The organism is Hydrogenophaga sp. FG152 (assembly GCF_057809615.1).
Map to the genome: position 1 here is coordinate 200,429 of NZ_JBMDKH010000006.1, position 17,662 is coordinate 218,090.

The following is a 17,662-nucleotide window of genomic DNA, read 5'->3' on the forward strand; positions in this document are numbered from 1 at the left end:
GCCTTCAGTGCCGGGCCAGGCGCAGGGCGTTGCCGATCACCAGCAGCGAACTCGCTGCCATGCCCAGGCCGGCCAGCCAGGGCGGCATGTAGCCGGCCAGCGCGAGCGGCACGCTGACCACGTTGTAGGCCGCGGCCCAGGCCAGGTTCTGCCGCACGGTGCGCAGCGTGGCGCGCGCCTGCGTGAGGGTGTTGACCACGTCCATGACCTGGCCGCCCTGCACGATGAAGTCCGACTGCGACTGCGCCAGCGGTGCCGCGTGGCCGAGCGCGAAGGAGGTGTCGGCGCGCGCGAGCACCGGCCCGTCGTTGAGCCCGTCGCCCACCATCGCCACCTTCAGGCCGCGCGCCTGCAGCGCCGCGATCTCGGCCAGCTTCTGCTCGGGCGAGGCGCCCGCGATCACGTGGTCCACGCCCACCACCTGGGCCACCTGCCGCGCGGCCGCCTCGCGGTCGCCCGACAGCAGCCAGGTGCGCACGCCGAGTGCGCGCAGCGCGGCCACGGCAGCCACCGCGTCGTCGCGCAAACTTTCCTGCAGAACAAAGCTCGCGATCCAGCCGCGGGCGTCGCTCAGGTGAACGGCAGGCAGGGGCTCACCGGCCGCCGATGGCGGGAGGCCGCAGTACTCGGCCGAGCCCAGGCGCACCCAGCTTCCGTCGGGCCGCAAGGCCTGCATGCCCTGCCCTGCCCGCTCGGTATGCCCTGCCAGTGGAGCCAGGTCGGGCTGGCGCGCCATGGCCTCGCGCGCGATCATCCGGGACACGGGGTGCAGCGAGCCTTCGGCGAGGGCACCCGCCAGCGCCCACGCTTCCGGGAGGCTTGCACCCTCCGGGAGGATGACCTTCTGCAGCGCCAGGCGGTCGTGCGTGAGCGTACCGGTCTTGTCGAACACCACGGCGTCGATGCCCGCCAGCGCCTCGAAGGCCTGCAGCCGGCGCACCAGCACGCCGCGCCGCGCCAGCGCGCCGGCCGAGGCCAGCATGGCCGCCGGCGTGGCCAGCGACAGCGCGCAGGGGCAGGTGACGATGAGCACGGCCACCGCCACCGCGAGGGCCTGCGTGTGGTCGATCTGCCACCAGTAGAAGCCTGCCACCGCGGCCGCGAGCAGCACGAAGACGAGGAAAGGCGCCGCGACGCGGTCGGCCAGCACGGCCAGGCGGGGCCTCTCGGTCGAGGCCCGTTCCATCAGCTGGACGATCTGCGCGAAACGCGTGTCGGCGCCGAGGCGGTCGATGCGCACCCGCACCGGGCCGCCGAGGTTGAAGCTGCCGGCCACCACGCCCTGACCGGCCTGGAGCGACACCGGATGCGACTCGCCTGTCAGCAGGGCTTCGTCCACCATGGCCAGGCCATCGAGCAATTCACCATCGCCCGCAAAGGCCTGACCGGCCTGCACGCGCACCGTGTCGCCCACGCGCAGGCGGCGCAGCGAAACGGACTCGTAGCCGCCGTCGGGTTTCTGCCGCTCGCAGACCTCGGGCAGCCGGTTCATGAGCCCGTCGAGCGCGCCGGCCGTGCGGTCGCGCGCCTTGTGCTCCAGGTAGCGCCCGCCCAGCAGGAAGAACACGAACATGGTCAGCGAGTCGAACCAGACCTCGGCGCCCCAGGGGCCGGCGGGGTCGAAGGTGGCGGCCGAGCTGACGAGGAAGGTGACGAGGATGCCGATGGACACTGGCGTGTCCATGCCCACGCGGCCGTGCTTCAGGTCGCGCCAGGCGCTGGCGAAGAAGGGACCGCTGGCGAAGAACACCACGGGCAGGCTGATCACCCAGCTGGCCCAGCGCAGCAGCTGGGTGATGTCGGGCGGGATCTCGCCGGGCGCGGTGACGTACGCGGGCCATGCGTACATCATCACCTGCATCATGCAGAAGCCGGCCACGAAGAGGCGCCACAGCGCCTGGCGGGTTTCGCGCAGGCGTTCGCTGACCGAGAGCGCGTGCTGCATGGGCAGCAGGCGGTAGCCGGTGTCGCCCAGCGCGCGGGCCAGGCTGGAGAGGCGCGTGCGCGTCGGGTCCCAGCGCAGCGTGAGGCGCCGCGTGGCGGCGTGCACCTGGGCGCGCTGCACGCCGGGCAGGTGCTGCAGCACCGACTCGACGGTGTCGGCGCAGGCGGCGCAGTACATGCCCTGCACCACCAGCACGGATTCGGCTTCCCCTTCGGGCGCGAGGCGGTGGGTGAAGGTTTCCTGTTCGACGGGGTCGTCGAGGATGGCGAAGTCGTCGGTGACGGTGAGGGAACCCCGGTGCGTGCCGAGCCAGTCGGCGCGCGGCGGTGCCTCCTCACCTGTCGAGGGCGATGGGGCAGGCACGTGCCTTGCCACGAGCGCTGAGGCTGCCGGGGTCATGCCGTGAGGGTATTCCACGCCGTGTTTCGGGCCATTGACATAGGTCAACACCCGAAGCCCATGCTTTGTTACGCTGGGGCTTCCGATTTCAACCACCAAGGAGAACAACCATGTACAAGCGAATTCTCGTGGCGACCGACGGTTCGAAGCTGTCGCAGAAGGCGGTGGAGCATGGCCTGAACCTGGCCGATCTGACGGGTGCGGAGGTGGTGGCGCTCAAGGTGATTCCGCGTTACCCGCAAACCTATTTCGAGGGTGGTGTGGCGTTGGCGGCGGCCGAGGTGGCGCGCATCGAGAAACAATGGCAGGAAGAGGCGCTGGTGGCGGTGAATGCCGTGAAGTCGGCCGGGCAGTTGCGCGAGGTGAAGGTGAAGCCGGTGACGGTGAAGTCCGATCTGGTGGCCGAGGCAATCATCGCGGCGGCCAAGCGCAACAAGTGCGATCTGATCGTGATGGCGTCGCACGGGCGTCGTGGCATCAAGCGTCTTCTGCTGGGCAGTGAAACGCAGCAGGTGCTGACGCATTCGCACATTCCTGTGTTGGTGCTTCGCTGAGTCTTCTGGGGTGATACCTCGCGGGAGTCAGGGTCACTGGGCTCTGCTCCGCGGGTGTCCCCCGACCCGGCTTCGCCGGGTCTCCTCCTTTACCCCGCTGCGCAGAGCCCAGTGACCCTGTCTCCTGCCAGCACGCGGGCATGCCAGTGTTGGCACGCCTACAGGTCCTCGGTGACCGGGGTGGCCGGCGCAGCGAAGTAAAGGAGGAGAACCGGCGCAGCCGGTTCGGGGGACATGAGCGGAGCCGGCCACCCCGGTCGCCGAGGACCGCTGCAGCCGGAGAAAAGCAGTCAGGCGAACAAGCCCTTGTACTGATCCCGAAGAAGGTTCTTCTGCACCTTCCCCATGGTATTGCGCGGCAGCTCCGCCACCACCACACAGCGCTTGGGGATCTTGAAGTTGGCCAGCCGCGCCTTGAGGGAAGAGACCACCTCATCGGGCTTCACCGAAGCCCCGGGCTTGGCGATCACCACCGCCACCCCCACCTCGCCGAAGTCCGGGTGCGGCACGCCCACCACCGCACTCTCGGCCACGCCCGGCATCTCGTTGATGTAGCCCTCGATCTCGGCCGGGTAGACGTTGTACCCCCCGGAAATGATCAGGTCCTTGCTGCGCCCGACGATGCTCACATAGCCCCGCTCGTCGATGCGGCCCACGTCGCCGGTCTTGAAGAAGCCGTCCGCAGTGAACTCCTCGGCGGTCTTCTCGGGCATGCGCCAGTAGCCCTTGAACACATTCGGCCCGCGCACCTGGATCGCACCGATCTCGCCCACCGGCACCGCCTTCGTGTCCTCGTCCACCACCCGCAGTTCGTTGCCCGGCAGAGGAAAGCCCACCGTCCCGCCGCGCCGCTCGCTCGCGCCGCCAAAGCGCGCGTCCGCCGCATAGGGGTTGGAGGTGATCATCACCGTCTCGCTCATGCCGTAACGCTCCAGGATGGTGTGGCCCGTGCGGGTTTTCCACTCCTCGAAGGTCTCGATCAGCAAGGGCGCGGAGCCCGAGATGAACAGGCGCATGTGGGCCACCTGCTGCTTCGTGAGGCCTGGCTCGGCGAGCAGGCGCACGTACAGCGTGGGCACGCCCATGAACACCGTCGCGCGCGGGAACAGCTCCAGCACCGCGCGCGGCTCGAACTTGTTGAGCCACAACATGGGGCTGCCGTTGATCAGCGCGCCGTGGATGGCCACGAACAGGCCGTGCACGTGGAAGATCGGCAGCGCGTGGATCAGCACGTCGCCCGGCTTCCAGCCCCAGTACTCGCGCAGCACTTGCGCGTTGCTCAGCATGTTGCCGTGCGACAGCATCGCGCCTTTGCTGCGCCCGGTGGTGCCGCTGGTGTAGATGATCACGCCCAGGTCTTCGGCGCGGTTGTGCGCCGGGGTGTGCTCGGCGCTGTGGTGCGCGGCGCGCTCCAGCAGGCTGCCGGTGCGGTCGTCGCCCAGCGTGAACACATGGCGCGTGCCGGCCTTGAAGGCGATCTTGGAGACCCAGCCGAAGTTGGCCGGGCTGCAGACCACCACGGCGGGCTCGGCGTTGCCGATGAAGTACTCGATCTCACCGGCCTGGTAGGCCGTGTTGAGCGGCAGGAACACATGGCCCGCGCGCAAGGTGGCGAGGTACAGCACCAAGGCCTCGACCGACTTCTCCACCTGCACCGCGATGCGCGAGCCTTCGGGCAGCTTCATCGAATCGAGCAGGTTGGCCATCATGGCGCTGGCGCGGTCCAGGTCGCGCCAGGAGTAGCGCAGGCCGGCATGGGCGCCGCCCACCGTCTCCACGGCGGTGCTGTCGAGGTCGGCGGGAAAGGCCGCGCGCAACGCGGCGTACAGGTTGTGGTTCATGGTGTGGGAACGCAACGAAGAGAAGAAGGGATTCAGAAAACGGGTTGGCGCTTGGCCAGGAAGGCGGCAATGCCTTCGCGGTGTTCGGCCTGGGCGGCGTAATGGTAGGCCTGCTCGACCACCGCCTGCACCGGCTGGCCCGCGCCGAGCGCGCGCAGGGTCTGCTTGTTCTGGCGCGCGGCCTGCGGCGCCAGGCGCGCGATCCGCTGCGCGCGGACCTGCACCTCGTTGGCCAGGCCGGCATCGGGCCGCACCGCTTGCAGGAAGCCGCGCGCCTTCATCTCGTGCGCGTCGAGCACGGCGGCTTCCAGCAGCATCTCGCGCGCGCTCGCCAGGCCGACCTCGCGCGCCACCAGTTCGGCTTCGCGCGGGGCCATGGGAAAGCCCAGGCGGGCAATCGGCGCACCGAACCGCGCGCCCTCGCCGGCCACGCGGATGTCGCAGCAGCTCGCGATCTCCACGCCCGCGCCCATGCAGTTGCCCTCGATCTGCGCCAGCAGCGGCAGGTCGCAAGCCAGCATGGCGCCCAGACCGCCCCACACGTCGTTCTCGTGGAAGTCGCGCAGCGCGTCGGCATCGAAGCGAAAGCCCGGGTACTCGGCGATGTCGCCACCGGCGCAGAAGTGCCCGCCCTCGCCCGCCACGATCACACCGCGCAACTCGGTGCGCGCCTGCAACTCGGTGAAGACCGCCTTCAGCTCGCGCCACATCGCGCGCGACATGGCGTTGAACTTGCCCGGGTGGGACAGCGTCACGCGCGCCAGCGCGTGATCGATGGCCAGGTGGACCCGGCCGCTCATTCGAGCGTGGCGCCCGAGGCCTTGACCACCTGCGCCCACTTCTGGATTTCGCCCTTGACGAAGGCATCGAACTGCGGGCCGCTCACGTTGGCGAATTCCGCACCCTGGTTGGCCCAGACCGCTTTCGCTTCGTCCGTGCTCACGGCCTTGCGGATTTCATCGATCGCGCCTTTCTGCGCGTCGGCCGGCGTGCCCTTGGGTGCCCAGACGCCGTACCAGGTGGTCACGTTGTAGTCGGGCAGGCCCATCTCGGCCGCGCAGGGCACGTCCGGCAAGGCCGGGCTGCGCTGCTTGCCCGACACCATCAGTGCCTTGATGCGCCCGCCCTTGATGTGCGCGGCCGACGAGCCCAGGCCGTCGAACATCACGTCCACCTGGCCAGCGATCAGGTCGTTGAGCGCCGGTCCCGCGCCGCGGTAGGGAATGTGGGTGATGAAAGTCTTGGTCTGCTGCTTGAAGAGTTCGCCCGCGAGGTGGTGCGAGGTGCCGCTGCCGGCCGAGGCGTAGTTGAGCTTGCCCGGGTTGGCCTTGGCCATGGCGAGGAACTCCTTGAAGTTGGCGGAGGTCACGCGCTTGGGGTTGACCACCACCACCTGCGGCACGCTGGCCACCAGGATCAGCGGCACCATGTCTTTTTCGATGTCGTAGTCGAGTTTGGGGTACATGCTGGGCGCGATCGCATGGTGCACCGCGCCCATGAACAAGGTGTAGCCGTCGGGCGCGGCCTTGGCCGCGATGCTGGCGCCCAGCGTGCCGCCCGCACCGCCCCGGTTGTCGATCACCAGGCTCTTGCCCGAGAGCCGGGCGAACTGCGCGGCCATGGGCCGCGCGAACGCGTCGGTGCCGCCCCCGGCCGGGAACGGCACGATCAGGGTCACCGGCTTGGTGGGCCAGGTCGACTGGGCATGGCCCGCCGTGGCGTAGAGGGCGGCGCCGGCCACGGCCGTGCGAAGGATGTCTCGTCGATTCAGGCTCTCGGTCATGCTGTTGTCTCCTTGTGGTTGAAATGGCGGCTTCAAAGATAGAGGTCCTTGATGGCCGCGGCTATCGGGATCTTTCCCTGCGCGAGCGAGGCGCGGTGCTTGTCCAGTCGCTTGAGATCGTAGAGGTAGTTCACCATCAGGCCGTAGGACTGTTTCAGCCCCTTGGCCGACGGATCGGCAGCCCAGTTCAGGCGCTCGACCCGCGCGCCGTTGCCCAGGTGGAAACGCGCCACCGGGTCCAGCGGCTTGCCTTCGTTCAGTTCGTCGCCCAGATAACGCGCGGCCCAGCCCATGAGCGCCCGGCGCTCGGGCGCGTTTTCGGCCAGTTCGTCCACGCGCTCCCAGGCCTTGAGCATCTCGGCCGGGGCGTTCTTCGTGAGCCAGCCACGCAGGGCCGGAATGGGCGAAAGGGTGGCGAAGGTCTTGAGGCGGGGGAACTCCTGCTTGAGCGTCTCGACCACGCGTTTGATGAGCGAGTCCCCGAAGCTCACGCCCTTGAGGCCGGTCTGCGTGTTGCTGATCGAATAGAAGATGGCGGTGGTGGCCTTGCCCAGGTCGGCGGGCGCGGCCGCCTCGTCGAGCAGCGGCGTGATGCTGGCGGCGATCTCGTTCATCAGCGCCACCTCCACGAAGATCAGCGGTTCCTCGGGCAGGCGCGGGTGGAAGAAGCCGTAGCAGCGGCGGTCGCTGTCGAGCCGGTTCTTCACGTCGGCCCAGCTGCGGATGTCGTGCACCGCTTCGTACTTGATGAGCTTTTCGACCAGCGAGGCCGGCGAATCCCAGGTGATGCGGCGCAGGTCGAGAAAGCCCACGTCGAACCAGGTGGAGAACATGTACTCCATCTCCACATCCAGCGCGAACAGGCGCTTGTCGCTGCGCAGCTGCGGCTGCAGCTCGGCGCGCATGTCCACCAGGAAGCGCACGCCCTCGGGGTTGGCGCTGAAGCGCTGCAGCAGGCGGCGCCGGGGCGAGACGGTGGCGCGCCGGTAGAGCACCTCGGCCGCGGCCTCGTCGGGCGTGCCCACGGCGGCGGCGAACTGGGCCTGCGCCTTCTTGACGCGCTGGGGATCGGCCACGAAGCGCTCGCTCATGAGCAGCCAGAGGTCGCGCCGCTGCGGCGGCGAGGCGCTGGCGTACCAGTCCATCATGGCCTGCGCGCGGCGCCCGCCCTCGACCTCGCTCACCAGCGGGTCCACGATGGCCTGCAGGTCCCGCAGGGACTGGCGCAGCATGCGCGGCGACATGGCCTCTTCGTCCAGCCGCAAAGTGGCATCGAGCCGCTCCTGGGTCGAGCGCGGGCCAGCGGTTTTCACCGTCGGGCGCAGCAGGGAGACGCCTTGCGCCAGCCAGTCGGGTGGGGTCATGCCGAAAGCCTCGATGTCTGATTGCGGGCCAGTTCCCGCAAGGCCACGCGCTGGCGCGTGAGGTGGGTGCGCATGGCGGCTTCGGCGCCCTCGGCGTCGCGCGCCTTGAGCGCGGCGAACACCGCCATGTGCTCGGACAGGCTCTGGTCCAGCCGCCCCGGCGCGTGAAGCTGTTGCAGGCGCGCGAGCTTGACGATCTTGCGCAGGTCGCCGATCACCTGGGCCAGCCAGCGGTTGCTCGCCAGCGTGATGATGGCCTCGTGGATCTTGAAGTTGGCGTCGTAATACTCGTTGATGAGCCGGGCCCGGGCGCTGCGGTTGAGGCGGTCGTGCAGTTGCTCCAGGGCGGCCAGGTCGGCATCGCTCGCGTTGTTCGCGGCCTCGAAGGCGCACCGGCCTTCAAGCAGCGCGATGACAGGAAAGATCTCGTCAAGATCGCGCTCGGTGACCTCGCTCACGAAACAGCCGCGCCGGGGTTCGTGCCGCACCAGGCCTTCGGCGGTCAGCACCTTCAGGGCTTCGCGCAGCGGCGTGCGCGAGATGGCCAGTTCCGCGCACAGCGCGGGTTCGTCAACGAAGCTGCCCGGGGCGAGCGCCCCCGCGAAGATGCGCTCGCGCAGCTTCGTGGCCACTTCGTCATGCAGGGAATTGAGCATGGGTCGCTTGCAAAATTATCTGTAATTACACGTAATTCTAAAACCATCCATCGCACCCCCGACACCCGGACTTACCCGAAGCACCGCCGAGGTCGGGGCCTGCGTGGCGGCGGCTCGGCATCCCGGGTTGCCGGCCATTTCGCCCATCGATGCAATCGGACGTCCATTCCCATGCAAATTTTTGCATTCCGGGACATGCCGCGTCCGTCCTCTTCTTCCAACCACGACCATTTGGTCAAAATACCAGATTCAATTACCTTGCATTGCCTGCGCAATACCTCACGGCAATTGCATCAAACCGAATTAATAGGCGGTGCAAACCCCTGACTTTCCTTCATTATCCAATCGCCCCGTCGATAGGATTGTCAGATCGAAGCGAATCCGTCTGGCAATCACCCCAACGGGGTGAACACCGCGGGAACGCAGCACCACGGCGCGCTCTGGGGTCAACGGCCAAAAGCGTGCAGGGAATGTTGGATTGTCTTTCCGGTGTCGCATCGGATTGGCTTTCATGCAAGGAGGTTGAATTATCGAAACCACCCATCCGCCCTCACCGATTAACCGCTCGGTGATGAAAACCAAGGGCCTCATTTCTAGCCGATCGGCCATGCCGATCAATTGACAGTCGATCCAAAGTTCTCAATCCAGTTTTCCCTACAGGAGTTCATCATGAAAGCAGCCATCACCCGTTTCCTGCGCGACGAAGAAGGCGCCACCGCAATCGAATACGGCATCATCGCCGGCCTCATGGCGGTCATCCTGCTCGCGGTGTTCACCGGCGAGAACGGCGTCCAGGACACGTTGAACGCCATCTTCGCGAACGTGCGCACGGTGGCCACCACCGGCACCAGCGGCACCCCCTGATCCCTCTCACCCACCAGCCCCAAGGTCCTGTGCCATGAAACTGGTCCTGCTGCTCTGGCTGCTGATCGCCATCGTTCACGATGGCCTCGAGCGCCGGGTGCGCAACGGGCTGGTGCTGGCGGGCATCGCGCTGGCGCTGCTCGCCCTGGCCCTGGACCTGCAGCCCTTCGGCCTGACCTGGCCGCAGGCCCTGCTGGGCGGTGCCACCGCGTTCGGCGGCCTGCTCTGTTTCTATGCCTTCGGGCTCATGGGCGCGGGCGACGTCAAGTTCGCGGGCGCCCTGGGCCTGTGGGTGGGCCTGCAGCCGCTGCTGCCCATCTGGGTCGCCGCCAGCCTGCTGGCCGGCCTGCATGGCCTGCTCTGGCTCGCGCTGCAGCGTTGGCCCCTGGCGCCACGCCTGGCACTGGCACTCTCGGGCCGGCCGCGTGGCACCGGTTTGCGCGCACGCCCGATCCCCCTGGCGGCGTATCTCGCCGCCTCGACCATCGCCTTCATGGCCTGGCGCGCTGGCGGCTGAAGCGCCGCAGGCACCGACCCATCCCTTCAAAGGCCCGACACCATGATCCGATTCACCCAAATCATCGCTGGCGTCCTGGTGTTGCTGGCGCTCTTGTTGATCGGCTATGCGTGGATGCTCAGCCGCAAACCACCCCCGCCCGTGGCTGCCCCGCAGCCGGTGGCGCAGCTCGCGCCGGCCGAGGCCACCTTCCCCGTGGTGGTGGCCACCAAACCGCTGCCGGCGGGCCAGGCCATCGAAGCCGGCGCGCTGCGCGTGGCGCAACTCACCATCAACCCGGCCGGCGCCTTCATGACGGTGGCCGAGGCGGTCGGCCGCGTGCCGGTGTTCGACCTGGGCACCGGCGCCCCGCTGCTCGAAAACCAGCTGGTCTCCGGCCTGGCCCTGCGCCTGGAACCCGGCGAACGCGCCGTGGCCGTGAAGGCCGACGAGGTCATGGGCGTGGCCAACAGCGTGCGCCCGGGCGATTTCGTCGATGTGTTCTTCGCCCTCAAGGCCGACGGCCGGGACGTGGACCGCAGCCAGTCGCGCCTGCTGCTGGCGCGCAAGCGCGTGCTGGCCTTCGGCACGGCATCGGTGGACGGCATGCCCACCAGCGGCGAGGGCCGGGGCGGCCAGAAACCCCAGGCAGGCAACCAGCAGCCCGCGCGCACCGCCGTGCTCGCCGTGCCGGTGGAAGACGTGAACCGGCTCGCGCTGGGCGAGGCCAACGGTCGCCTGCTGCTGGCGCTGCGCCACCCGAACGACACCGCCGAACCCGATCCCACCCTGTTCGCCGAACTGCAGACCGCCTTGCAGCCGGCCCGCCGCAACGGCGGCGCGCTCACCGGCATGGACCGCGCGCTTGCCGGCCTGACCACCCAGGACCTCGCGGCCGGTGGCAGCGCCCGCCGGCCGGCGCAGCCCGGCATTGCCGTGCCCCGCGCGGTGCTGGCAACCGCGGCCCCCACGGGCCACGAGGTCGAGATCATCCGCGGCGACCGCCGCGACACCGTGCGCTACTGAGACCACGCGCGTCAACCCACCAGGTGCTCCGCATGATGTTCAAGCCCACACCCCGCCCCCTTCCCCGGCCTTCTCGCTGGCCGCGCCTGGCGCTGCTGGCGGGCCTGTTGATCACCGCCACCTCGGGTGGCCTGTTCGCGCAACCGGCGAGCGACGCATCGGCCAGCGCAGGCACCACCCGGCCCCTGCGGCTGACCGCGGGCACTCAGCAGGAACTGGTGATCGACAAAGGTGTGGACCGCATCGCCATTGCCAACGAGCAGGTCGCCTCGGTCATGGTCACGCGCAAGGCGCGCGGGGCGTCGGGTGCAGCGGGCGCGCGCCTCATCATCACCGGCAAGGCCCCTGGCAGCACCTCGCTGCTGGTGTGGGAGCGGGGCAGCGACGCCGCCACCACCTACACCGTCCACGTGCAGCGCGACGCCGCCGTGCTGCAGGGCGCCTTCCCGACAGCCGCCGAGCACCAGCAGGCGCGCGAGGCGGCCCTCGCGCTGCAGCCCGACAAGGCCCCGCTGGCCGACCGCGCCACCCTGAGCGTCAAAAGCCAGACCGTGCAGGTCGAAGTCAAGATCGTGGAATTCAACAAGCGCGTGCTCAAGCAGGCCGGGCTCAACCTCTTCAGCACCGCACCGAACAAGCATGGCTTCAGCTTCGGTGTGTTCTCGCCCAGCACGCTCACATCGGCCAGCTTCGAACCCAACGGCGTGATCAAGGGCGAGGCAACTTCGCCGCTGGCCCAGGCCTTCGGCCTGCTGATGAACTTCGGCAAGGCCAACATCGGCCTGAACCTGGGCCTGCTCGAAGGCAACGGCCTGGCCCGCGTGCTGGCCGAGCCCACGCTGGTGGCGCTCTCGGGCCAGAGCGCGAACTTCCTCGCCGGGGGCGAGATTCCGGTGCCTGTGGCGCAAGGCCTGGGCACCACCAGCATCGAATACAAGCCCTTCGGCATCGGGTTGACCGTCTCGCCCACGGTGCTGTCCAACCAGCGCATCGTGCTCAAGGTGGCGCCCGAGGCGAGCGACCTCGATTACACCAACGCCGTCACGCTCAGCGGTGTCGCCGTGCCCGCGATCACCACGCGCCGCGCCGACACCACGGTCGAACTCGGCGACGGCGAGAGCTTCGTGATCGGTGGACTGGTCAGCCGCACCACCACCTCCAGCGTGGACAAGGTGCCCATGCTCGGCGACCTGCCGGTGCTGGGCACGATGTTCAAGCGCCAGGACTACCTGCAGAACGAACGCGAACTGGTGATCGTGGTCACGCCCCACCTCGTCAAGCCGTTCGCCCAGGGCACGCAGGTGGATGCGGCGCTGCCCGGGCGCACCGAACAGCGCGAGCCCGCCTTCTGGCGCGGCTTCGTCGTGGGCAACGGGGCCGACGACGCCCTGCCCGGTTTTTCCCGGTGACGCCCGGCCTACCGCCATGAGCACCATGCCCACCCCCCTGAACACCACGGTCCAGAGCCACAACGTCTACCTGTACGCGTCGGACAACGGCGAGCACGCAGGTTGGCTGAACGCGGCCCTGGGGCACCTCGGCCAGGTCACGGTGGTCACGCTCGACGAGGCCGCGCTGGGCGAACGCATCGCGACGACCCACCCCCGCACCCTGTTCCTGGACTTCTCGGGCGCCCAGGCCCTGCGCAGCACGCGCCTGGCCACCGCCCTGCGGCGCGACTGGCCGGAGTTGCTGCTGATCGGCACCGGCCACGCGAACGAAACCAACACCACGCTCGCCGCCCTGCGCGCGGGCGTGGACGACTTCCTCGACCTCGACGGCCCGACCACCGAGGTGCTGGCGGTGCTGCAGGACCTGATGGCGCGGCGCCAGGGCCAGCGCTCTGCGCAGGCCAAGGGCCGCAGCATCGCGCTGCTCGGCGCGCGCGTCGGCCTGGGGGTCAGCACGCTGGCCTGCAACCTGGCCGCGATGCTGCAGGAGCAGCGCGCGGCCGCCCTCGCCCGCGTGCCCGGGCGCGCGGCCCATCGCCAGGGCATCGCCTTGCTCGACCTGGGGCTGCCCGCGCGCGACGCCCTGCTCTACCTCGGGCTCAAGAGCGAGTTCAGCTTCGTCGACGGCGTGCACAACCTGCACCGCCTGGACCCGACCCTGCTGCAGACCGCGCTGGTGCAACACGCCAGCGGCGCGGCGGTGCTGCCTCTGCCGGCCAGCCTGGCGCAGATCCGCGAGATCTCGCACGCCGAGTCGGTCTCGCTGGTCCAGCGCCTGACCGACTTCTTCGACGTGCAGATCGCCGACCTCGGCGGCTTCTCGTCGATCGACTTCGTGGCCCAGGTTGCGCGCAACGCCGACCAGGTCTGGGTGGTCTGCGACCAGAGCATCGGCGGCATCGTCTCCACAGCCTCGCTGCTGCGCGAGCTGCGAGAACACGACGTCAACATGCAGCGGCTCTCGCTGGTGGTCAACAAGTTCGAGCCGTTCGTGAACCTGCCCGCGCTGGACATCGCCCACCAGCTCGGCCTGCCCTTGAGCCACGTGCTGCCGGCGCGCGCCAGCGCCCTGCTGGCGGCCTCGTGCCAGGGCCAGCTGCTGGCGCGATCCGCGCGCAACGACCCCTATGTGCAGGCGGTCGGCCAGATGGTGCGCGGCCTGCTGCCGTGGATCGATGGCAGCGTGCCACCCGACGGCGGCGAACCCCCACCCTGGACGCCACGCGTGGCGCAGATGCTCAACAAGTGGATCCACCGGAGGTAACAGGCCATGACGAACCACGTCGAGTTTTCCGACAACCAGCAGGCCTTCCTGAACTCCAACGAGTTCCAGACCGTCAAGACCTTCATCCACGAACACCTGCTCAACCGCATCGAGGAACTCGGTGCCGAGTTCGGGCGCTGGTCGCGCAGCTCGGTGCAGCAGTTCGTCAACCTCGAATGCGAAAGCCAGGTGCGCCTGCACCGCGTGCCGATCAACGCGCGCGAAACCCAGCTGCTCGCCGATGCCCTCACCAAGGAATTCGCCGGCTTCGGCCCGTTGGAAGACCTGTTGAACGACCCGAGCGTGGAGGACATCCTCATCAACGGCAGCAAGCTGGTCTACGTGTCGCGCCGCGGCATGCTGCAGAAGGAGCACGTGGCCTTCACCGACAACGAGCACCTGATGCGCATCATCCGCCGCATCCTCGCGCCCATCGGCCGCCGGCTCGACGAGTCCAACCCCATGGTGGACGCGCGGCTGAGCGACGGCGGGCGCATCAACGTGGTCATCGAGCCGCTGGTCATCAACGGCCCGGCGGTGTCGATCCGCAAGTTCCGCAAGGACCCGTTGAGCCCCGAGGAGCTGTTCGAGCTCGGCACCTTCGACCAGGCCATGGGCCACCTGCTGGAAATGGCGGTGCGCTCGCGCTGCAACATCCTGGTCAGCGGCGGCACCAGCTCAGGCAAGACCTCGCTGCTCAATGCGCTGGCCAACTTCGCGCCCGACACCGAGCGCGTGGTCACCATCGAAGACACCGCCGAACTCGCCCTCAACCACCCCCACGTGGTGCGGCTGGAGAGCCGCCCTGGTGGCTATGACGGCTCGGGCAGCGTGGCCATCCGCGACCTGCTGCGCAACAGCCTGCGCATGCGGCCCGACCGCATCATCGTGGGCGAGGTGCGCGGCGGCGAGGTGATCGAAATGCTGCAGGCCATGAACACCGGGCACGACGGCTCCATGGGCACCATCCACGCCAGTTCGCCGCGCGAATGCCTGTACCGCCTGGAGATGCTCGCGGGCTTCGGGGGTTACCAGGGCAGCGAACTCAGCCTGCGCCGCCAGATCGCCAACGCGATCGACTTCATCGTGCAGATCGGCCGCCTGCCCAACGGCACGCGCCGCATCCTCTCCATCAGCGAGATCACCGGCCTGAACGACAGCGTGGTCGCGATGCAGGAGCTGTTCCGCCACGAACCGGTGACGCTGCCCGATGGCCAGGAGGGCGATCGCTGGATCGCCATGGGCGTGGTGCCGCACTCCCCCAAGATCGCGCGCCTGCGCCAGAGCCTGCAGGCCCAGCTCACGGAGCACGGCCATGCCTGAACGCAGCGCCGTCGCCCTCGCCGTGGCCCTGCTGCTGGCCGCCGTCGGCGTGCTGCTGTGGGCCGCTTCGGTGCGGCGCCAGCGGCGCCAGCTGGCCCAGCGCCACCTGGCCGACCGCATCGATCCGGTGGCCGCCAGCCCCCTGCCCTCGGGTTCGCTGCGCTTTGGTGCGCCCCCACCGGTGGTGCCGCTGCCGTCCTCGGCCACCGCCCGCAAGCCCGCCGTGCGCCTGCCGGGCTGGCTGCTGGGCGCGGTGGCGCCGGGTGCGCTGCTGGGCGGGCTGGCCGTCACCACCGTCTCGGTCGGTGTCACCGCGCTGAGCTCGGGCGCCGTGAGCGCGCTGGGCCTGCTCGCGGTGCTGCTCATCGGTGGCGCCTTCTTCATCTGGCTTCGGGTGCAGCGCATGCGGCGCCAGATCATCCGGCAACTGCCCGGCTTTCTCGACGTGATCGTGCGCCTGATCGTGATGGGCCACTCCACCCAGGCCGCGTTCCAGACCGCCGTGGCCACCACCAAGCAGCCGCTGCGCGGCCACATGGACAACACCATGGGCCTGATCAAGGCCGGCGTGAACATCGACCAGGCGCTGCTGCAGGTCGCGCGCAAGGTGCACATCGAAGAGATCTTCCTGCTGGCCTCCATCCTCGGCCTGGGCATGCGCTACGGCGGCCGCTCCGATGTGCTGCTCGAACGCGTCGCCCACTTCATGCGCGACCATGAGGAGGCCGAACAGGAGCTGGTGGCGATGTCGGCCGAAACGCGCTTCTCGGCCTGGATCCTGGGCCTGCTGCCGGTGGTGGTCGGGGGGGCGATCGTCACCACCAACGGCGCCTACTTCGCGCGCATGTGGAGCGATCCCACGGGGCAGGCCATGGTGCTCGGTGCCATCGGCCTGCAGGCGTTCGGCGCGCTGCTGCTCTACCGGCTGGCGCGGCTGTCCTGATCCGAGGCGACCCACACCATGAACGCCCTGCCCCTGCCCATCCTGGCCGTGCTCCTGCTGGCCCTGGCCCTGGCGATGGCCGCCGGCCTGCTGCTGCACCAGCACGCGCAGCGCCAGACCACGGCGCAGGTCATCCAGCGGGCCCTGGGCGAGAACGCCACACCAGCCCATGCCCTGCCCGACGAACTGGCCTTCCTGCAAGGCAGCCACTGGCCCGCGCGCTGGCTGGAAAGCCGCCTGGGCCGGCTGCTCGTGGCCGATGAAGACCGCCGCCTCATCCAGCAATGCGGCCTGCCGCCGGTGCGCGCCCAGCTCACCCTGCTGATCTCGCGCGCCGTGCTGGCGCTGGGCCTGCCCGTGCTGGGCCACCTGGCCTGGGGCCATTCGGGCAACGCCTTGTCGTGGTCCGCGGCGGCCTTCGCCATCGGCTTCATGGGCCCCAAGTGGCTGCTCAAGCACCGCGCCGGCCAGCGCCGCGAGCGCGTGGCGCACGAACTGCCCTTGTTCGTGGACATGCTGGGCCTGCTGCAGAGCGTGGGCCTGAGCCTGGACCAGAGCCTGCAGGTGATCGCCAGCGACTTCCAGCACGTGCTGCCGGTGCTCGGCGCGGAAGTGGCGCAGGCCAACCGCCAGTACAGCCAGGGCCGCACGCGCGAGCAGGCCTACCAGCGCATGGCCGGCCTGCACGACAACCAGCACCTGATGGACTTCGTCGCCCTGATCAACCAGGTCGACAAACACGGCGGCGCCATCCAGGAACCGATCCGCCAGTTCAGCGAGCGCCTGCGCGTGCACCGCAAGGCCGGCATGAAGGCGCTCATCGGAAAGATCACTGTGAAGATGACCGTCGTGATGGTCACCACCCTCCTGCCCGCGCTGGTGATCGTCACCGCGGGTCCCGGTTTCCTCGCCATCATCCGCTCCGTCGGGAGCATGACCGGATCATGAACACCACCGCCTCCACCCGCCTCTCTTCGCTCGGCCGCGCCTGCGGCGGCCTGCTGCTCGGTGCCGGCGCCCTGGCGCTGGGTGCCTGCGCCTCGCTGCCGGACGCGGCGCAGCTCGAAGCCGCACAGGCCGCCGCCCGCGAACCGACGCTGGACAACCGGCCCACCTACCTGTCGCTGGTGCGCCAGATGCAGGGCAACGGCATGTGGTTCGCCTCGCTCGCCCACATCGACGCGCTGGAGCAGCGCTGGGGGGTCAGTTCCGAAACCCGCCTGCTGCGCGCCGACGCCCTGCGCCAGACCGGCCAGCCCGCGCCCAGCGCGGCGCTGTACGACAAGCTGCTCGACACCCCCGAGCGCGCCGCCGCCTACCGGGGCCTGGGCCTGCTCGCGGGCGCCAGCGACGACTACACGCGCGCGGCCGAGATGTTCGAGCGCGCGCGCCAGGTGCTGCCGGCCGACGGCCTGCTGCTCAGTGACCTGGGTTACGCCCTGCTGCGCGCGCGGCGCTTCGCCGCCGCGCGCCTGCCGGTGCAACAGGCCGCGCAGCTGCTGCCCACCCACCCCCGGGTGCGCAGCAACCTCGCGCTGTACCTGCTCACCCAGGGCCAGACCGAGCAGGCCCGCCAGGTGATGGACGAAGCCCGCTTCAGCGGCGCCACGCGCCAGGCGATCGAACAACTGGCCCAGGAACTCGCGCCGCACCGCCCGCTGGCGGGCACCCTGGCGGTGCATACCGGCCTGCGGCTGAGTCCGATGCTCACCACGCCCCCGCCCCTGGCCACGCCCTGATCTCTCACGCTGTC

At 69.3% G+C, this 17,662-nt stretch carries 16 protein-coding genes; 10 read left to right on the top strand and 6 right to left on the bottom strand.

Annotated features, from left to right (window positions below):
- Nucleotides 1-4: 4 nt before the first annotated feature.
- On the bottom strand, nt 5-2,308 hold the full coding sequence (locus ACODTB_RS09690) for a heavy metal translocating P-type ATPase (protein ID WP_291118224.1): 2,304 nt from the start codon (nt 2,306-2,308) through the stop codon (nt 5-7).
- 146 nt (nt 2,309-2,454) lie between these two features.
- Between ACODTB_RS09690 and ACODTB_RS09695 the strand changes: the two genes are divergently transcribed.
- Nucleotides 2,455-2,898 (top strand): universal stress protein, encoded by a 444-nt coding sequence (locus tag ACODTB_RS09695; RefSeq protein WP_291118227.1) that lies wholly within the window; start codon nt 2,455-2,457, stop codon nt 2,896-2,898.
- 290 nt (nt 2,899-3,188) lie between these two features.
- Here the strand turns inward: ACODTB_RS09695 and ACODTB_RS09700 are convergent, their stop codons facing one another.
- The 5 genes from ACODTB_RS09700 to ACODTB_RS09720 are packed head-to-tail and all read right to left on the bottom strand — an operon-like array spanning nt 3,189 to nt 8,542.
- A complete protein-coding gene (locus ACODTB_RS09700; protein ID WP_291118229.1) occupies nt 3,189-4,739 on the bottom strand; it encodes a malonate--CoA ligase in 1,551 nt (516 codons plus the stop codon).
- Nucleotides 4,740-4,771: 32 nt separating this feature from the next.
- Nucleotides 4,772-5,539 (bottom strand): enoyl-CoA hydratase/isomerase family protein, encoded by a 768-nt coding sequence (locus ACODTB_RS09705; RefSeq protein ID WP_291118232.1) that lies wholly within the window; start codon nt 5,537-5,539, stop codon nt 4,772-4,774.
- Complete coding sequence (locus tag ACODTB_RS09710) at nt 5,536-6,522, bottom strand: Bug family tripartite tricarboxylate transporter substrate binding protein (protein WP_291118235.1); 987 nt, start codon at nt 6,520-6,522, stop codon at nt 5,536-5,538. The genes ACODTB_RS09705 and ACODTB_RS09710 overlap by 4 nt, the downstream gene beginning before the upstream one ends.
- A 32-nt stretch (nt 6,523-6,554) precedes the next feature.
- Nucleotides 6,555-7,886 (bottom strand): malonyl-CoA decarboxylase domain-containing protein, encoded by a 1,332-nt coding sequence (locus ACODTB_RS09715; protein WP_291118238.1) that lies wholly within the window; start codon nt 7,884-7,886, stop codon nt 6,555-6,557.
- The gene (locus ACODTB_RS09720; protein WP_488929269.1) at nt 7,883-8,542 is read right to left on the bottom strand and encodes a GntR family transcriptional regulator; all 660 of its coding nucleotides are present in this window, start codon (nt 8,540-8,542) and stop codon (nt 7,883-7,885) included. Before ACODTB_RS09720 ends, ACODTB_RS09715 begins: the two co-directional genes overlap by 4 nt.
- A 669-nt stretch (nt 8,543-9,211) precedes the next feature.
- Between ACODTB_RS09720 and ACODTB_RS09725 the strand changes: the two genes are divergently transcribed.
- The 9 genes from ACODTB_RS09725 to ACODTB_RS09765 are packed head-to-tail and all read left to right on the top strand — an operon-like array spanning nt 9,212 to nt 17,648.
- On the top strand, nt 9,212-9,406 hold the full coding sequence (locus tag ACODTB_RS09725; RefSeq protein WP_291118242.1) for a Flp family type IVb pilin: 195 nt from the start codon (nt 9,212-9,214) through the stop codon (nt 9,404-9,406).
- Nucleotides 9,407-9,440: 34 nt separating this feature from the next.
- A complete protein-coding gene (locus tag ACODTB_RS09730; RefSeq protein WP_291118244.1) occupies nt 9,441-9,923 on the top strand; it encodes an A24 family peptidase in 483 nt (160 codons plus the stop codon).
- A gap of 42 nt (nt 9,924-9,965) precedes the next feature.
- Nucleotides 9,966-10,928 (top strand): Flp pilus assembly protein CpaB, encoded by a 963-nt coding sequence (gene cpaB, locus ACODTB_RS09735; RefSeq protein ID WP_291118247.1) that lies wholly within the window; start codon nt 9,966-9,968, stop codon nt 10,926-10,928.
- Between the two features lie 32 nt (nt 10,929-10,960).
- Nucleotides 10,961-12,337 carry a type II and III secretion system protein family protein gene (locus tag ACODTB_RS09740; RefSeq protein WP_291118249.1) on the top strand — a complete coding sequence of 459 codons (1,377 nt, stop codon included), beginning with the start codon at nt 10,961-10,963 and terminating at the stop codon, nt 12,335-12,337.
- A 16-nt stretch (nt 12,338-12,353) separates the two neighbouring features.
- Nucleotides 12,354-13,643 (top strand): CpaE/TadZ family protein, encoded by a 1,290-nt coding sequence (locus tag ACODTB_RS09745; protein WP_488929270.1) that lies wholly within the window; start codon nt 12,354-12,356, stop codon nt 13,641-13,643.
- A gap of 6 nt (nt 13,644-13,649) precedes the next feature.
- Complete coding sequence (locus ACODTB_RS09750) at nt 13,650-14,966, top strand: TadA family conjugal transfer-associated ATPase (protein WP_291118254.1); 1,317 nt, start codon at nt 13,650-13,652, stop codon at nt 14,964-14,966.
- Nucleotides 14,959-15,909 (top strand): type II secretion system F family protein, encoded by a 951-nt coding sequence (locus ACODTB_RS09755; protein ID WP_291118257.1) that lies wholly within the window; start codon nt 14,959-14,961, stop codon nt 15,907-15,909. Before ACODTB_RS09750 ends, ACODTB_RS09755 begins: the two co-directional genes overlap by 8 nt.
- A gap of 18 nt (nt 15,910-15,927) precedes the next feature.
- Complete coding sequence (locus ACODTB_RS09760; protein ID WP_291118260.1) at nt 15,928-16,857, top strand: type II secretion system F family protein; 930 nt, start codon at nt 15,928-15,930, stop codon at nt 16,855-16,857.
- Nucleotides 16,854-17,648 (top strand): tetratricopeptide repeat protein, encoded by a 795-nt coding sequence (locus ACODTB_RS09765; RefSeq protein ID WP_488929271.1) that lies wholly within the window; start codon nt 16,854-16,856, stop codon nt 17,646-17,648. The genes ACODTB_RS09760 and ACODTB_RS09765 overlap by 4 nt, the downstream gene beginning before the upstream one ends.
- The last annotated feature ends 14 nt before the right edge of the window (nt 17,649-17,662 follow it).

Bases quoted from the DNA above. Each gene is read 5' to 3' on its own strand.
- ACODTB_RS09695 (WP_291118227.1), top strand. From the start codon at position 2,455: ATGTACAAGCGAATTCTCGTGGCGACCGACGGTTCGAAGCTGTCGCAG.
- ACODTB_RS09700 (WP_291118229.1), bottom strand. From the start codon at position 4,739: ATGAACCACAACCTGTACGCCGCGTTGCGCGCGGCCTTTCCCGCCGAC.
- ACODTB_RS09705 (WP_291118232.1), bottom strand. From the start codon at position 5,539: ATGAGCGGCCGGGTCCACCTGGCCATCGATCACGCGCTGGCGCGCGTG.
- ACODTB_RS09710 (WP_291118235.1), bottom strand. From the start codon at position 6,522: ATGACCGAGAGCCTGAATCGACGAGACATCCTTCGCACGGCCGTGGCC.
- ACODTB_RS09715 (WP_291118238.1), bottom strand. From the start codon at position 7,886: ATGACCCCACCCGACTGGCTGGCGCAAGGCGTCTCCCTGCTGCGCCCG.
- ACODTB_RS09720 (WP_488929269.1), bottom strand. From the start codon at position 8,542: ATGCTCAATTCCCTGCATGACGAAGTGGCCACGAAGCTGCGCGAGCGC.
- ACODTB_RS09725 (WP_291118242.1), top strand. From the start codon at position 9,212: ATGAAAGCAGCCATCACCCGTTTCCTGCGCGACGAAGAAGGCGCCACC.
- ACODTB_RS09730 (WP_291118244.1), top strand. From the start codon at position 9,441: ATGAAACTGGTCCTGCTGCTCTGGCTGCTGATCGCCATCGTTCACGAT.
- cpaB (WP_291118247.1), top strand. From the start codon at position 9,966: ATGATCCGATTCACCCAAATCATCGCTGGCGTCCTGGTGTTGCTGGCG.
- ACODTB_RS09740 (WP_291118249.1), top strand. From the start codon at position 10,961: ATGATGTTCAAGCCCACACCCCGCCCCCTTCCCCGGCCTTCTCGCTGG.
- ACODTB_RS09745 (WP_488929270.1), top strand. From the start codon at position 12,354: ATGAGCACCATGCCCACCCCCCTGAACACCACGGTCCAGAGCCACAAC.
- ACODTB_RS09750 (WP_291118254.1), top strand. From the start codon at position 13,650: ATGACGAACCACGTCGAGTTTTCCGACAACCAGCAGGCCTTCCTGAAC.
- ACODTB_RS09755 (WP_291118257.1), top strand. From the start codon at position 14,959: ATGCCTGAACGCAGCGCCGTCGCCCTCGCCGTGGCCCTGCTGCTGGCC.
- ACODTB_RS09760 (WP_291118260.1), top strand. From the start codon at position 15,928: ATGAACGCCCTGCCCCTGCCCATCCTGGCCGTGCTCCTGCTGGCCCTG.
- ACODTB_RS09765 (WP_488929271.1), top strand. From the start codon at position 16,854: ATGAACACCACCGCCTCCACCCGCCTCTCTTCGCTCGGCCGCGCCTGC.